This is a genomic window from Erwinia aeris, assembly GCF_041224955.1.
Taxonomy (GTDB): Bacteria; Pseudomonadota; Gammaproteobacteria; order Enterobacterales; family Enterobacteriaceae; genus Erwinia; species Erwinia aeris.
Map to the genome: position 1 here is coordinate 101,004 of NZ_JBGFFX010000011.1, position 14,992 is coordinate 115,995.

Genomic DNA, 14,992 nt, shown 5'->3' on the forward strand with positions numbered 1-14,992 from the left:
CAGGGAGAAAGTATTTCATGAAGACGCTACGTATTTTCACACTGCTGGCCGGACTGACGGTTAGCTCACTGCTGCCCGCGTGGGCAGGAAATTCGGTGCTGATCTGGCCCATCGATCCGAAAATCCACAGCGGCGATAAAGCCACCGAGCTGTGGCTGGAGAATCGCGGCGCAGCGACCACGCTGATGCAGGTCAGGGTTTTCACCTGGCAGCAGCAGGACGGACACGAACAGTATCAGACGCAGCAAACGGTGGTCGCCAGCCCGCCGCTGGTAAGGATAGAGCCGGGCCAGAAGCAGCTGGTCAGGCTGATTAACCAGACCCCGCCGCCCAAAGGCGAGGAGCGGGCTTACCGGGTGCTGCTGGATGAGATCCCTACGCCGCAGCAGCCTGGCGAAAATCAGGCGGGCCTTAATTTCCAGATGCGCTATTCCGTGCCGCTGTTTACCTATGGCGAAGGCCTTTCAGCCGACACGGCCCGCCCCGACCTTAGCTGGCGCCTCGTTAATCAGAACGGTAAGTCAGCGCTGCTTATTACCAATAACGGCAGCGGCCACGCGCGGCTAAGCAACGTTTCGCTGGGCGGCCGGACGCTGTCAAACAGCCTGTTCGGCTACGTGCTGGCGCGATCGAGCAATACGTTTCCGCTTAATTTCCCGGCGTCTGACCGCTCGCAGCTCAGCGCGGAACTGGATAATAACCAGACCTGGCGCAGCGGCAGCTCTGCGCGCTAGCCGATGAACGGGCGCCGCTGCTCCCTGGCCCTCTGCCTGTTAAGCTACCTGCTCTCTTCAGCCGGTCGCGCGGAAACCTATTCCACATTGCCGCCGCCGCCGTCGCCAAACGCGCCGGGCGCCAGCCAGCAATATATGCTGGGGCTGGTGATCAACGAGCAGGACAACGGCCAGGTCGTGCCGGTGGAGTTCCGTGATAACCATTATTATCTGCGCGCGGGCGATTTGCAGCGGGCCGGCATCCCTTCAGCGCTGATCACCTCGTCGATGATGGATGTTTCCGCCATGCCGCAGGTAAAAGCCGACTACGACCAGGCCCGCCAGCGCCTCTTGCTGACGGTGCCGCCCGGCTGGCTGCCGCGCCAGAAACTGAATAACGAGGAGCGGAACGGCCCGCGCTTTCCTGGCAGAACCTCTACCGGCGCGCTGTTTAACTACGATCTCTACACCAGCCGTACCTCTGCCAGCGGCAGCCGCCTTTCCGCCTTTAACGAGTTTCGCCTGTTTGGCACGCTGGGGCAGTTTTCCAGCAACGGCGTCTGGCAGCAGCAGCTTTCCGGCCAGACGGCAGGCTCGCAGAACGAGGGCTATCTGCGCTATGACACTTACTGGAGCAATCAGGATGAAACCCGTTCGCTGAGCTGGCGCGTGGGCGATCTGATCACCGATTCACTGGCGTGGAGCAGCAGCGTGCGGCTGGGCGGTATTCAGATCGCGCGCGACTTCTCCGTGCGCCCGGATCTGGTGACCTATCCGCTGCCCTCTTTCTCCGGCCAGGCGGCGGTACCTTCCACGGTCGATCTCTTCGTCAACGGCTATAAGAACAGCAGCAATGACGTACAGCCCGGCCCCTGGTCGATGACCAATATGCCGTTTGTTAACGGCGCGGGCGAAGCGGTAGTGGTAACGACCGACGCCGCAGGCCGACGCGTCTCCACCACCATGCCCTTTTACGTCTCCAGCAGCCTGCTGAAGCCCGGCCTCTCTGACTTCTCTTTTTCCGCTGGGGCGCTGCGCAATAATTACGGCATCAAAAGCTTTGACTATGGCTCCGCCGCCGCCAGCGGCTCCTGGCGCTATGGCCTGACCGACTGGCTGACGCTGGAAAGCCATGCCGAAGGTGCGGACGCGCTGGCGCTGGGCGGCGCGGGCGGCCAGGTCAGGCTGGGGTCGCTCGGCGTGGTCAATGCGGCGCTGGCGCAAAGCCAGATGAGCGGCGAACATGGCAATCAATACAGCTGGGGCTATCAGTACAGCAACAGCCGCTTCAACATCGGCACGCAGCATATTATCCGCTCGGCGGGCTTCAGCAACCTGGCGCTGTACGGCGATCGCAACAGCGGCCTGGCGGGCACGGAATACACCCTTAGCCGCCGCAGCGCCCAGTACAGCGCCAGCGTCTCGCTCGATCGCTTCGGCAGCCTTGGCGCGGCCTTTATCGACATCGTCAGCGGCAGCGGCGACCGCACCCAGCTGTGGAACCTTTCCTGGAGCAAAAATATCTGGGGCAACAGCAGTCTTTACGTTTCCGCCAGCCGCGACCAGCGACAGGGCGACTGGACGGGCACCATTTCGCTGGTGATCCCGTTCAGCGAGCGCGGTAACGCCAGCCTGAGTCTGGATCGCGACCAGCAGGGCACCACCTCGCAGCGCGTAACGGTTTCGCGCTCCATGCCTACCGACGGCGGACTGGCTTACGACGCTTCCTGGGCCAACCAGAGCAGCGGCGGCGACTATAAGCAGGCCAGCCTGAGCTGGCGCAACCAGAAGATTGAGACTTCAGCGGGCTTCTACGGCGATGGCGATTACACCACCGAATGGGCCGACGTGAGCGGCTCACTGGTGCTGATGGACGGCAGCTACTTTGCTGCCAATGAGGTTAACGATGCCTTTGTGGTGGTGAAAACCGACTATCCCAATATCAACGTGCGCTACGAAAACCAGCTGATGGGCAAAACGGACGCCGGCGGCCATCTGCTGGTGCCGGGCATCAGCTCCTATTATCCGGCCAAATATGATATCGACACGCTGGATCTGCCGGCCGATATGACCACCTCCAGCGTCGAGCAGCGTTTTGCCGTCAAGCGCAACAGCGGCTATCTGCTGCATTTCCCGATTGAACCGCTGCGCGCGGCCAGCGTGATCCTGCACGACCAGAACGGCGAACCGCTGCCCGTTTCCACCCAAATTATTCGCGCGGGCGCCGCGACGACCTATGTCGGCTGGGACGGTATCGTCTGGATGGAAAACCTGGCTGCCGTTAACCTTTTCCGCGCGGAAACGCCGGACGGACGCCATTGCGAAGCGAAGCTCGACGTGCCGGGCGGTCGCCCGACGTCGCTACAAACTTACGGGCCGCTGACCTGCGCCCTTTCCGCTGCCTCAGGAACCTCACCATGACTTTGCCAATAAGATCGATCTTTCACCTGGCGCTGTTTTCGCTGCTGATGCTCTGCTCGCTATCCGGCTGGGCGGCCTGCACGCTGCCGACCTCTACGGCTACCTTTGGCAGCGTCAGCTCTTTTACGGTAAACACCACGGTGAGCAACACCACCGCCACCGTTAACGTCAACTGCGGTTCGGGCAGCGTGCTGTCGCTGCTGTCCAGCGATTACATCCGGTTTCAGCTGGCCAGCGCCACCTACACCAGCAGCACGCGCGGCGCGCTGAAAACCTCCAGCACCGGGACGGATCTCATCCCGCTGCGCGTATGCAGCGACACGGCCTGCGCCACCGAGATGCTGATCGGCGGCACTACGGTCAACTTCAGCCAGGCGCAGCTGCTTAATTTGCTGGGAACAGGCGGCGGACAGAACTTCGCTATCCCGCTTTATCTGAGGACGCTGACCGGCCAGGTGGTGGCCGCCGGTACCTACACGGTGACGCTGAATATTCTGGTCAGCTATAACATCTGTACCGGCATTGGCGCGCTGGGCGCCTGTTTGTTGGGCAGTCAGCAGACCGGTTCCGGCACGGTGCCCATCACCACCACGCTGGTGGTCACCAACGACTGCACCACTATTACCGCGCCTAACGTCAGCTTTGGCAGCGCGCCGCTGGTCGGCAGTTTTAACGCGGTTTCGCAGTCCATTAATGTGATCTGCACCAAAGGCAGCACCTACACGGTTGGCCTGAGCAACGGCGGCTATGCGGTCGGCGCACAGCGCTATATGGCCAGCGGCAGCAACCGGCTCGCCTATGAAATTTATAAAAACGCCACGACCTCGCGCTGGGGGCCGACAGGTACGGAGCGCGTCGCCAGCTCGGCGGCCAACAGCATTACCACCGACGGCCTGACCCGCACTTTTAATTATACGGCGCGCATACTGACTTCGCAGGCCACGCCGCCTGCGGGCAACTATAGCGACAGCGTGGTGGTGGATCTCTCTTTTTAGGGCACGGTTTGCCCCCGGATAGTGCATTGTTAATTATTTGTTACCAATACGTATACATCCGGCGCCTTAACGGTGATGCCTGTCACATTAATGTCCGCGCGGGCGCGATAAAAGATAAGAAAAACTGAAAGGACAGGCTATGACATCTTTTTCTTCTTCGGCGAAAAAGCCGCAGGGCAGCGCCCGCACCATCTTCAATGTGACCAGCGGCAACTTCCTGGAAATGTACGACTTTATGGTGTTTGGTTACTACGCCACGGCGATTGCCAAAACCTTTTTTCCGGGTGACGATCCTTTCGCCTCGCTAATGTTAACGCTGATGACGTTCGGCGCAGGTTTCCTGATGAGGCCACTGGGCGCGATTATCCTCGGCTCTTATATTGACCATCACGGACGGCGTAAAGGGCTGCTGCTGACGCTGGGCCTGATGGCGATCGGCACCTTAACCATTGCTATCGTGCCGGGCTACAACACGCTGGGCGCGGCGGCGCCAATCCTGATCCTGCTGGGCCGTCTGTTGCAGGGCTTCTCGGCGGGCGTGGAGCTGGGCGGCGTTTCGGTCTATCTCAGCGAGATCGCGCCGAAAAACCGCAAGGGCTTTTTTGTCAGCTGGCAGTCCGGCAGCCAGCAGGTCGCCGTGATTTTCGCCGCGCTGCTGGGCCTGGGGCTGAACCATCTGCTGGCGAAAGATCAGGTGACCGACTGGGGCTGGCGTATTCCCTTTTTCATCGGCTGCCTGATTGTGCCTTTCCTGTTCTGGGTCAGGAGAATGCTGGAAGAGACCGAAGCCTTCAGCCAGCGTAAGGTGCACCCTTCCATGCGTCAGATCGTGCGCGGCGTCGCCAGCAACTGGGCGCTGGTGCTGGCAGGCATGCTGATGGTGGTTACCACCACCGTGATGTTTTATATGATCACCGCGTTTACCCCGACCTTTGGGAAAACGGTGCTGATGATGAGCGATAAGCAGAGCTTTTTGGTGACGCTGTGCGTCGGCCTGTCAAACCTGATCTGGCTGCCGATTATGGGCGCCGTCTCCGACCGCTACGGCCGTCGTCCGCTGCTGATCCTGTTTACCGTACTGATGATCGCCACCGCCTGGCCGGTGCTGCACTGGCTGGTCGGCTCGCCAACCTTCTCTCATCTGCTGGAGGCCGAGCTGTGGCTGTCGTTTCTCTACGCCAGCTATAACGGCGCGATGGTGGTCTATCTGGCGGAAGTGATGCCCGCAGAGGTGCGCGCGACCGGCTTTTCGCTGGCCTACAGCCTGGCGACGGCGCTGTTCGGCGGCTTTACGCCAGCGATGTCCAGCTATCTGATCCACGCCACCGGCGACAAGGCGATGCCCGGCGTCTGGCTGACCTTCGCTGCCGTTTGCGGCCTGCTCGGCACGCTGCTGATCAAACGCCTGGTGCAGCAGTATCAAACCCGCCAGACCAGCGAGCCTGTGGCGCAAATGTAGCGCCGCAGGCGCGGCCGTGGCGCAAGGGCTACGGCCGCCTGTTTCTGTTGCCTGAGTTAAGCTTCCCCCGTTGAAATCGGTCAGGATTTGCTCGATCTCTTCCCCATTTTTGGTTAATCTGTCAGATATCTATTGATGGAGGTACCATGAAAACTTACGTACCTGACAACGCAAAGGTTATTACCGGACTCATTAAACGCTCACGCGATGCCGGTCACACGCCACTCCATGGCGCTACTCAGGCTGAACGACGTGCTAACTTTTTCCGTAATATGGGCCTGGATGAAAACGGAGAACCGTTAAAGGAAGAACGTGAGCACACTTCCCAAAAAATTCATTTCGCGCGTTAGTCAATCCAACCTGTTCACCCAGAACAGTAATTACTTTGGCTTCAGTCCTGCGAGAATTTCTCCCTTCGCCCGACACCTGTACGACCTTGCCGTCTTATGGGGATGCCAGGGCTATATCGAAATTTATCAAAACGACCAGGACCAGGCGTGGGGAAGACTAAAGTCTTCTGCATACGATGGTCAGGGCAGATTTATTGAGGCTTATGCTCATCTTTATCATGGGCGTGTTCAGAACGATGCCACCGCGACGACTAACGAAGCAAAGAGAGCAATGCAGGATCCTCTGGTTATCGTTACTTTTCAGCCAGGTAGTTTTCCGGCAGCTAATCCGCATGACGTGGCCGTCATTGAATTTGTGCTGAATCATGATCAGTATATTGGCCGTACCGGAAAAGGTAAGGGGCCGGTAAATCTTGATCGGATACGCTCCGGTGTGATCGGGCGTATTAAGTTAGCTAAGGGTAAGTTTTTATAATAAATTACCTTTGGTTCAGGCCTTCTTAAGAACCAGGCAAAAAAAATCCGCAACGATCGTTACGGATTTTTTATTTTCTGATGCCGATTATTTCGCGACGGTTTCCATGCCCATCAGGCCAATCTTCAGATAGCCCGCCTGACGCAGCTTGTCCATCACGCCCATCAGCGTTTCGTAATCCACCGATTTATCCGCCTGGAAGAAGATAGTGGCGTCTTTATTGCCCTGCGTCTGGCTTTCCAGCGCCGACAGCAGCGTTTCCTGCGTCACCGCCTCATTGCCGATAAACAGCTGTTTATCCGCTTTGATTGAGAGCCAGACCGGTTTTTCCGGGCGCGGCTGAGGCTTGCTGGTAGAGGCTGGCAGATTGACGCGAACGTCAACGGTAGCCAGCGGCGCAGCGACCATAAAGATAATCAGCAGCACCAGCATCACGTCGATAAACGGCGTAACGTTGATTTCATGCATTTCGCCGTTGCTATCGAGATCTTCATTTAATCGCATGGCCATGACGCTTACCCTACCCGCAGCTTCTGCGTTGGATGCTGCGGCGCGCTGGCGGCCAGATCCAGATCGCGGCTTTGCAGCAGCATAATCTGCGCGGCGACGTCGCCCAGCGAGGCTTTATAGCTGGCGATCGTACGGGCAAAGACGTTGTAGATCACTACGGCCGGAATCGCAGCGAACAGGCCGACAGCCGTGGCCAGCAGCGCTTCTGCGATGCCGGGCGCAACTACCGCCAGGTTCGTGGTCTGCGTCTGGGCGATACCGATAAAGCTGTTCATGATGCCCCAAACGGTGCCGAACAGGCCAACAAACGGCGCGATAGCACCGATAGTAGCCAGAAAACCATTGCCGCGACCGGCGTGGCGGCTGAAGAAGGCGACGCGGCGCTCCAGACGGAACGAGGTACGCTCTTTAATGCCGTCGTTGTCGGCGGACTGCTGCGACAGCTCCAGTTCGTTTTCGGCTTCTTTCAACAGCTGCGTGGTCAGGCTGTTAGCGTTAAACGTGGCGCTGATATCGCTCGCTTCCTGCAGGGAACGAACGCCCGCCAGCGCCTGCTGCTCGCGCTTCAGGCGGCGTTTCGCCGAGCTGAGCTCTGCGCTTTTGCTGAAGAAGATGGCCCAGGTAACGACCGAAGCCAGCAGCAGACCGATCATTACCACTTTTACCACGATGTCCGCATGGTGATACATGCCCCAGACGGAGAGGTCCGTCTGCATCAAATCATTCGTCACGCTGTCTCTCCAACGTCAGTTACCGATAGCGAAAATACAGGTCGGATCATACCAAATCGAACCCGAATTGATAGTAGTTATCATTACTATTTACCCTTAACGCAATACTTTTTACACTTTTCCCGCCATCTCCTTTTTATCGCCAGGGTTTTTCCTGAAACTTTGTCACGTAGCGGGATGACGAATTTCGCCCCGCCGCCAGCCGTGTTAACGTTAAGCGAGATCCTTAAACCGAGCAGACCGATGACCAGTAAACATATTGAAACGGCGTTAATCAGCGCCGGCCGCCGCAAACGCTATACCCAGGGTTCCGTTAACAGCGTTATTCAGCGCGCCTCCTCGCTGGTGTTCGACAGCGTGGCCGAGAAGAAACGCGCCACGGCCGGGCGAGCGGAAGGCGAACTGTTTTATGGTCGTCGCGGCACCCTGACCCATTTCTCGCTGCAGGAAGCCATGACCGAGCTGGAGGGCGGCGCGGGCTGCGTGCTTTATCCCTGCGGTGCGGCGGCGGTCGCCAATGCCATTCTCGCTTTTGTTTCCGCCGGGGATAACGTGCTGATGGCCGGTTCCGTCTATGAACCGACCCAGGATTTCTGTAGCAAAATCCTCAGTAAAATGAACGTGACCACCACCTGGTTCAGCCATACCGCCGGCGCGGAAATCGGCGACCTGGTGAAGCCGGAAACGCGGGTGGTTTTTCTGGAATCGCCGGCTTCCATTACGATGGAAGTGCAGGACATTCCAGCCATCGTGGCGGCCGTGCGGGCCAAAGCGCCGGAAGCGGTCATTATGATCGATAACACCTGGGCGGCGGGCATTCTGTTCCGCGCGCTGGATTTTGGTATCGATATTTCCATTCAGGCCGGGACTAAATATCTGATTGGTCATTCCGACGCGATGATCGGCACCGCCGTCGCCAACGAACGCTGCTGGGCGCAGCTGCGTGAAAACTCTTATCTGATGGGGCAAATGGTGGACGCGGACACCGCCTATATGGCCAGCCGCGGCCTGCGCACGCTGGCAGTACGTCTGCGCCAGCACGAAGAAAGCGGGCTGCGGGTCGCGCGCTGGCTGGCCGAGCGCCCGGAAGTGGCCGTGGTTAACCATCCGGCGCTGCCGCAGTGCAAGGGCCACGAGTTCTGGCGGCGGGATTTTACCGGCAGCAGCGGCCTGTTCTCCTTTGTACTGAAGGCGCGGCTGAGCGATCGGCAGCTGGCGGATTTTCTCGACCACTTTGAACATTTCAGCATGGCCTACTCCTGGGGCGGTTTTGAATCGCTTATTCTGGCAAACCAGCCCGACGAGCTGGCCGCCATCCGTCCGGCAGGCGGCGTTGACTTCAGCGGCACGCTGATCCGGCTGCATATCGGGCTGGAAAACGTTGACGATTTGCTGGCGGATTTGGCCGACGGTTTCGCGCGCGTCGCGGGATCGTCAAAAAATTAAACAAAAAGGCAACAGCTCTGGCCTGTACCACGTTGTGACAGGCCATTTACGAGTACACTAGTGCTATTGATGCGGTAAACAGGATAAAAAATGGCGGTACTCCATGAGATTGTGCAGGCGCTTTGGCATCAGGATTTTGCTGCCCTCGCCAATCCCGATGTAATCTGGATCGTTTACGGAATTATGTTTCTCACGCTGCTGCTGGAAAATGGTTTGCTGCCCGCCGCCTTTCTGCCCGGCGACAGTTTACTGCTGCTGGCCGGCGCGATGATCGCCAAGGGCGTGATGGGCTTTATTCCTACCGTTGCCATCCTGACGCTGGCGGCCAGCCTGGGCTGCTGGCTGAGCTACCTGCAGGGCCGCTGGCTGGGCAATACCCGCCTGGTCAAAGGCTGGCTGATGCACCTGCCCGCGCAGTATCACCAGCGCGCCTGGAGCCTGTTTCACCGGCACGGGCTGATGGCGCTGCTGATTGGCCGCTTTCTGGCCTTCGTGCGGACGCTGCTGCCGACCATGGCGGGCATTTCCGGCCTGACGCAGACGCGCTTCCAGTTTTTTAACTGGCTCAGCGGCCTGCTGTGGGTCGGCATCCTGGTCTCGCTGGGTTATGCGATAAGCCAGGTGCCCTTTATCAAGCGCCATGAGGATCAGGTGATGTCCATTCTGATGATCCTGCCGCTGGCGCTGCTTTGCATCGGCCTGATTGGCAGCCTCGCGCTGTTCTTTAAGCGGAAAAAAGTCGCTTAGCGCACCCCGCCTTCCGAGGGTCGCCCGGCGGCCCTCTTATTCCATCTGACGCATTCTGCCGATCTCTTCCCCCGGCGTGACGCCAAAATAGCGCTTAAACTCGCGGGAAAACTGCGAGGCACTTTCATAGCCGACCCGCATCGCCGCCGCGCTGGCCTTCAGGCCTTCATGCAGCATCAGCATTCGCGCCTGATGCAGTCGGTAGCTTTTCAGATACTGTAACGGCGAGGTGCTGGTGACGGCTTTAAAGTTGTGATGAAAGGCGGAGACGCTCATATTCACCTCCGCCGCCAGCCGCTCCACGCTCAGGTTGTCGGTATAGTGATGCTCGATGCGCCGCAGCGCCCGCGCTATCTGGCTGAACTGCGTGTGCCGACTGACCAGCGCCATCAGCGCGCCGCCGCACGGCCCCAGCAGCACGTGATAGAGGATCTCCCGCACGATTTGCGGGCCAAGCACGCGCGCGTCGCGCGGATCCGCCATCGCATCCAGCAGACGTTCCGCCGCACACAGCATCGGCTCGGTCAGCGGCGACGAGTGAATGCCGCGCGTCTGCGGCTGCGGCTGAAAGCTGTCGTCATCGCCAATATCAATCAGCAGATCCTGGAGCTTAACCGGATCGACATTCAGCAGCATGCCCGCCAGCGGCGCTTCCGGCGTGGCAAACGTCTCACACTCTACCGCCAGCGGCACGGTCAGCATCAGGTATTCCGTGGCGTCGTAATGGAAAACGTGGTTGCCCAGATAGCCGGTTTTTCTGCCCTGAAACAGGATCACGATACCGGAGGAATAGAGCACCGGCGTGCGCCCGCTGGGCTGGCTGGCGTGGAAAAGCCGGATATCGGGCAGCAGCGTCTGCACATCCGGTTTTGCGTCGATCAGTTGCACGACCTGGCGGGCAAGCCGGGCGCACAGCATAGTGCGATCCATGGTGTTCACCTGAAAAAAAGCAGAGCTGGCATCATGCCGAAGCCTGGCGTAATCGTCCAGCCTCCTGGAGAAACAGGCAAGAAGAAAGCAGAAACGGGCAGGATATATACCGGGACTGGCCGCTACGCTGGCTATTGGCTCAATAATCCGAATTGCGCAAAGGGTTAATAATTTCAACTAAACTAAGACCAGCAGTCTTAACCAGACTTAGCGTTACTTGCCGGCGCAGAGGCGTCGGCCCCCCTGGCTGCAAAGGAGAGAACAATGGCAGAGCAACCCGTAATCAAGCTTCACGATGGCAATATGATGCCCCAGCTCGGCCTGGGCGTCTGGCAGGCAAGCATTGACGAAGCGCGTCAGGCTGCGCTGAAAGCGCTCGATGTGGGCTATCGCTCGATCGATACCGCCGCCATCTATAAAAACGAAGAGGGCATCGGTCAGGCGCTACAGGAAACGTCGGTCGCGCGCGACGATATCTTCGTGACCACCAAGCTGTGGAATGACGATCAGCTGAACGCGCCGCAGGCGCTGGAAACCAGCCTGAAGAAATTGCAGCTGGAAAGCGTCGATCTCTATCTGATGCACTGGCCTTGCCCGGCGAAGGACAACTACGTTGACGCCTGGAAAGCGATGATCGAGCTGCAAAAACAGGGGCTGACTAAAAGCATCGGCGTCTGTAACTTCCAGGAAGCGCACCTGAAACGGCTGATAGATGAAACTGGCGTGCGTCCGGTGATCAACCAGATCGAGCTGCACCCTATGCTGCAACAGCGCACGCTGCACGCCTGGAACGCCATGCATCAGATCCAGACCGAATCCTGGAGCCCGCTGGCGCAGGGTGGTAAAGGCGTGTTCGATCAGGCCGTGATCAAAACGCTGGCGAAAAAATATGGCAAGACGCCTGCGCAGATTGTTATTCGCTGGCACCTGGACAGCGGCCTGGTGGTGATCCCGAAATCGGTCACGCCTTCCCGCATTGAAGAAAACTTTAAAGTGTTCGATTTCCGCCTGGAAAAACCGGAAATCAGTGAAATCGCCTCGCTGGATGCCGGCAACCGTCTTGGCCCCAACCCTGACGAGCTGAACTAAGCGCCCGGCCGCCCGTTGACAGAAAACAGACGGGCGGCCGCCTTTTTGACGCGCGACCTGCCTTTATCATGCATTAAGAAACAAGAACTGTTTACGTAATGCCCTGTTAATTTAAACCTCAGATAAACCACCTTCATTATTTTTTCTGAATAATGTTAATATTATTATTAAGCGCCGGCAGCGGCAAAGACTTTACCCTCCTCTGAAAAGCGAACAAATACAGCAAGGTAAATTTAATTTGCTAATAAATGTTTACGCCAAATTTAAAAAATAATGCATTGGTAGTATTTATAATAGGTTTAGCTAATCAAACCGGTATTTCTTATTATTAATAACCGAATTATATTGCTCACAAAATCAGTATACTGAATCCGAAAATATTTCTGATTAATTTACTGGAGAAGCTTAATGAAAAAGATTATTTCGGCTGCCCTGCTGTTGCTGATGACGGGTTCCGCTTTTGCCGCACAGATCGTGCCGCGTAACGAACTGGATAATTACGTTAAAAAAGAACGCGTATCCATTTCTAACGTGATGGGTGGAAAATCAAAAGCGCTTGAGGCACTGCGCACGGAAGTGGATAAAAAAGGCGGCGAATATATGTATATTACCTCGCTGGACCGTCCTGGCAATTCCAGCCACTGGCGCGGTACGGCTATCGTACTGGAAAAGAAATAATCGTTCCTCAGCCCTCCCTGCCTTAATTCGCCCCGCTTTCTTTGGTTCCCGTCGGGCGCGCCGACTGACTTGATCCTTGCAAAACCTCGCTGGCTGGCCGCTCTGGTCAACCAGCGCTTTACGCTACGGCGCCGGCTGTACCTGCAGCTGGCCCGCCGTTCCGCGATCGGCCATTTCCAGCGTCTGGCTATAGTAGACAAACGGGAAGTGATCGGAAGAGGACTGCGTAAAGGAGACAAACAGCTCCACGCTGCCGTCAACCCAGACGGTATCCTTCCAGCCGCGATCTTCCGCCATCGGCTGTGCGCCGTTGACGTTCTTAATCAAAAACATCACGCCCTGAATATGAAACGCCTGCGGCAGGTCGGCATGAATAATCCAGCGTTCAAAGCTGCCCTGCTGCGCCTGGACGTCGATGCGGCCCAAATCCCACAACGCGCCGTTGATGCCCGGCTCCGAGTCCCCCAGACGGAATTCGCGCGTACGGCTGACGCCGCCTTCGATGACCTGATCGGCCAGCAGACGCATCGGCAGCGTGTCGGTCACCAGCGGCAGCAGGCCGGTCGGACGCAGCGTCAGCACCAGCGTCGAGGTCAGAATGCTCGACGGCTCGAACAGCCCGCGCAGCCTGTCGACAATGCCTGCCGCCTGACCCGCCGTGATCGATACCTCGTCGCCCTGGCTCATATCCACCAGGATTTCCCGGCGCTCGCCCGGCGCCAGAGAAAGCTGCTGCACCGCCACAGGCGCGGGCAAAAAGCCCTGATCGCTGGCGATGACGTTAAAAGGCCGCTTGTCGCTCATGGCGAGCTGGTAGCGACGCGAGTTTGAAGCGTTAAGCAACCGCAGGCGTACCCAGCCGCGAGAGACTTCCACATAGGGATTCTGCGTGCCGTTCACCAGCAGGGTATCGCCCACAAAACCGCCGTTAGCTGGCGGGCTGTAGTCCGGCGAACCGAAGTTATCGATACGCTTGTCCTGAATAATCAGCGGAAAATCATCCACGCCGTAGTGGTTCGGCAGCGGCAGCGTTTTGCTGACCTCGTCTTCTACCAGCCACATACCCGCCAGGCCGTTGTAAACGTGCTCCGCCATATGACCAGGCGTGTTGGCGTGATACCAGCAGGTCGCGGCGGCCTGACGCACCGGGATCACCGGCGCCCAGTCGACGCCAGGCGACATCATGCGCGCCGCGCCGCCGGCGAGCGCGCCCGGCACCTGAAGCCCGCCAACGGTCATCGCCACCGCTTCGTTCAGCCGGTTGCTGTAGATGAGCTTGACGTCATCGCCGCTCCAGACCCTGACCGTCGGCCCCAGGTAGAGCCCGTTAAAGCCCCACACCTGCGCCTTGCTGCCGCTGGTAAACGACCAGTGGCTGCGTTGCAGCGTCAAAAAGATAGGCTGTCCACGGCGGGATTCGATAAGCGGCGGCACCGGCAAAGGATTACCCGGCCCTGCGGCGTGTACGCGTGCAGGCAGCGCACTGGCGCACAGCGCTATGCCCGATGCCTGAATAAACTGACGTCGACTGAAGGACATAAAAACTCCGTAACCCAAAATGCGGCCCGGCGGGCCGCTATCCATTTTTTATGATTGTTTGCCGTGTGCCGACCGCGAGGCGATCGGTTTACTTTTCGCCTGCGGCTTCCCGCGCGGCGACTTCCGCGTTGAGTTCAGCCAGCTTCTCCATCATCAGCTCGCGGCAATGGGTCGCCAGCTTGCGCACGGATTGGTCGGCGAAGGCGGCGGTATCGATCGGCGGCAGCATCTCAATGATCACCAGACCGTTATGCAGCCGGTTCAGCTTAATTTTATCGTGCGTATTGCTGACCACGATAGGAATAATAGGTACGCCTGCGGCCATAGCGGCGTGAAACGCGCCGGTTTTAAACGGCAACAGCCCGCGTCCACGGCTGCGCGTCCCTTCCGGGAACATCCAGAAGGAGATCTTCTTCTTTTTAAACTGGTCGATCAGCTGGTTAATGGTGCCGTGCGCTTTGTTGCGGTTGTCACGGTCGATCAACAGGTTGCCGGTCAGCCAGTAAAGCAGGCCAAAGAACGGCACCCACAGCAGCGTTTTTTTGCCTACCGTCACCGTGGTTGGCTGTACGACTTTTGCCGCCGTGATCATATCGTAGTTGTTCTGATGGTTGGCGATGTAGATCGCATTAGGATAGTTTTCCGCCCCTGCCGGCTTGCGGATTTCCACCTTCAGACCAAACAGCGGCGACAGGCGACCGAACAGATGGCCAAACGTCGCCACGTGGCGGGGATTACGGGGACTGAACAAACACCAGATGCAGCCGAAAATGCACACCAGGATTGAATAAACGATCGTCACGACGATCCGAAAAATTGACAGCATCACATCCTCATTATTGCCGGGCCGGAGACGCCTTAAGGCAGGCGCTCCGGCATTACGCCTTATCGGGCGCGCCGGGTGAAGTA

At 58.2% G+C, this 14,992-nt stretch carries 15 protein-coding genes; 10 read left to right on the plus strand and 5 right to left on the minus strand.

Annotated elements, in window-relative coordinates; translation table 11 throughout:
- Positions 1–17: 17 nt before the first annotated feature.
- The 6 genes from AB6T85_RS17255 to AB6T85_RS17280 all read left to right on the plus strand — a co-directional run bounded on the left by AB6T85_RS17255 (position 18) and on the right by AB6T85_RS17280 (position 6,413).
- Positions 18–734, plus strand: a complete 717-nt coding sequence (locus AB6T85_RS17255) for a fimbrial biogenesis chaperone (protein WP_253458288.1) — start codon at positions 18–20, stop codon at positions 732–734.
- Between the two features lie 3 nt (positions 735–737).
- The gene (locus AB6T85_RS17260) at positions 738–3,134 is read left to right on the plus strand and encodes a fimbria/pilus outer membrane usher protein (protein ID WP_369896260.1); all 2,397 of its coding nucleotides are present in this window, start codon (positions 738–740) and stop codon (positions 3,132–3,134) included.
- On the plus strand, positions 3,131–4,129 hold the full coding sequence (locus AB6T85_RS17265) for a Csu type fimbrial protein (RefSeq protein ID WP_369896261.1): 999 nt from the start codon (positions 3,131–3,133) through the stop codon (positions 4,127–4,129). The genes AB6T85_RS17260 and AB6T85_RS17265 overlap by 4 nt, the downstream gene beginning before the upstream one ends.
- A gap of 139 nt (positions 4,130–4,268) precedes the next feature.
- The gene (locus AB6T85_RS17270) at positions 4,269–5,588 is read left to right on the plus strand and encodes an MFS transporter (protein WP_253458282.1); all 1,320 of its coding nucleotides are present in this window, start codon (positions 4,269–4,271) and stop codon (positions 5,586–5,588) included.
- A 146-nt stretch (positions 5,589–5,734) separates the two neighbouring features.
- On the plus strand, positions 5,735–5,938 hold the full coding sequence (locus AB6T85_RS17275) for a hypothetical protein (RefSeq protein ID WP_369896262.1): 204 nt from the start codon (positions 5,735–5,737) through the stop codon (positions 5,936–5,938).
- Complete coding sequence (locus AB6T85_RS17280) at positions 5,901–6,413, plus strand: hypothetical protein (protein ID WP_369896263.1); 513 nt, start codon at positions 5,901–5,903, stop codon at positions 6,411–6,413. The genes AB6T85_RS17275 and AB6T85_RS17280 overlap by 38 nt, the downstream gene beginning before the upstream one ends.
- 87 nt (positions 6,414–6,500) lie before the next feature.
- On the opposite strand, the gene exbD is transcribed toward AB6T85_RS17280, so the two are convergent.
- Positions 6,501–6,923 (minus strand): TonB system transport protein ExbD, encoded by a 423-nt coding sequence (exbD, locus tag AB6T85_RS17285; protein WP_253458280.1) that lies wholly within the window; start codon positions 6,921–6,923, stop codon positions 6,501–6,503.
- A 5-nt stretch (positions 6,924–6,928) separates the two neighbouring features.
- Entirely contained in the window at positions 6,929–7,654 is a 726-nt protein-coding gene (gene exbB, locus AB6T85_RS17290) for a tol-pal system-associated acyl-CoA thioesterase (protein WP_253458276.1), read from the minus strand.
- A gap of 243 nt (positions 7,655–7,897) precedes the next feature.
- On the opposite strand from exbB, the gene metC reads away from it, so the two are divergent.
- Together metC and AB6T85_RS17300 are read left to right on the plus strand one after the other, a co-directional pair.
- The gene (gene metC / locus AB6T85_RS17295) at positions 7,898–9,100 is read left to right on the plus strand and encodes a cystathionine beta-lyase (protein WP_369896264.1); all 1,203 of its coding nucleotides are present in this window, start codon (positions 7,898–7,900) and stop codon (positions 9,098–9,100) included.
- Positions 9,101–9,190: 90 nt separating this feature from the next.
- On the plus strand, positions 9,191–9,847 hold the full coding sequence (locus AB6T85_RS17300; RefSeq protein WP_253458269.1) for a DedA family protein: 657 nt from the start codon (positions 9,191–9,193) through the stop codon (positions 9,845–9,847).
- A 36-nt stretch (positions 9,848–9,883) separates the two neighbouring features.
- On the opposite strand, the gene AB6T85_RS17305 is transcribed toward AB6T85_RS17300, so the two are convergent.
- On the minus strand, positions 9,884–10,777 hold the full coding sequence (locus tag AB6T85_RS17305; RefSeq protein WP_125287222.1) for an AraC family transcriptional regulator: 894 nt from the start codon (positions 10,775–10,777) through the stop codon (positions 9,884–9,886).
- Between the two features lie 264 nt (positions 10,778–11,041).
- On the opposite strand from AB6T85_RS17305, the gene dkgA reads away from it, so the two are divergent.
- Entirely contained in the window at positions 11,042–11,866 is an 825-nt protein-coding gene (dkgA, locus tag AB6T85_RS17310) for a 2,5-didehydrogluconate reductase DkgA (RefSeq protein WP_125287221.1), read from the plus strand.
- A gap of 408 nt (positions 11,867–12,274) precedes the next feature.
- Positions 12,275–12,544 carry a YdgH/BhsA/McbA-like domain containing protein gene (locus tag AB6T85_RS17315; RefSeq protein WP_253458266.1) on the plus strand — a complete coding sequence of 90 codons (270 nt, stop codon included), beginning with the start codon at positions 12,275–12,277 and terminating at the stop codon, positions 12,542–12,544.
- Positions 12,545–12,667: 123 nt separating this feature from the next.
- Here AB6T85_RS17315 and ftsP read toward each other — a convergent pair whose 3' ends face one another.
- Both ftsP and AB6T85_RS17325 read right to left on the minus strand, forming a co-directional pair.
- On the minus strand, positions 12,668–14,083 hold the full coding sequence (gene ftsP / locus AB6T85_RS17320) for a cell division protein FtsP (protein ID WP_253458262.1): 1,416 nt from the start codon (positions 14,081–14,083) through the stop codon (positions 12,668–12,670).
- Between the two features lie 88 nt (positions 14,084–14,171).
- Positions 14,172–14,909 (minus strand): 1-acylglycerol-3-phosphate O-acyltransferase, encoded by a 738-nt coding sequence (locus tag AB6T85_RS17325; RefSeq protein ID WP_253458259.1) that lies wholly within the window; start codon positions 14,907–14,909, stop codon positions 14,172–14,174.
- Positions 14,910–14,992 lie beyond the last annotated feature (83 nt).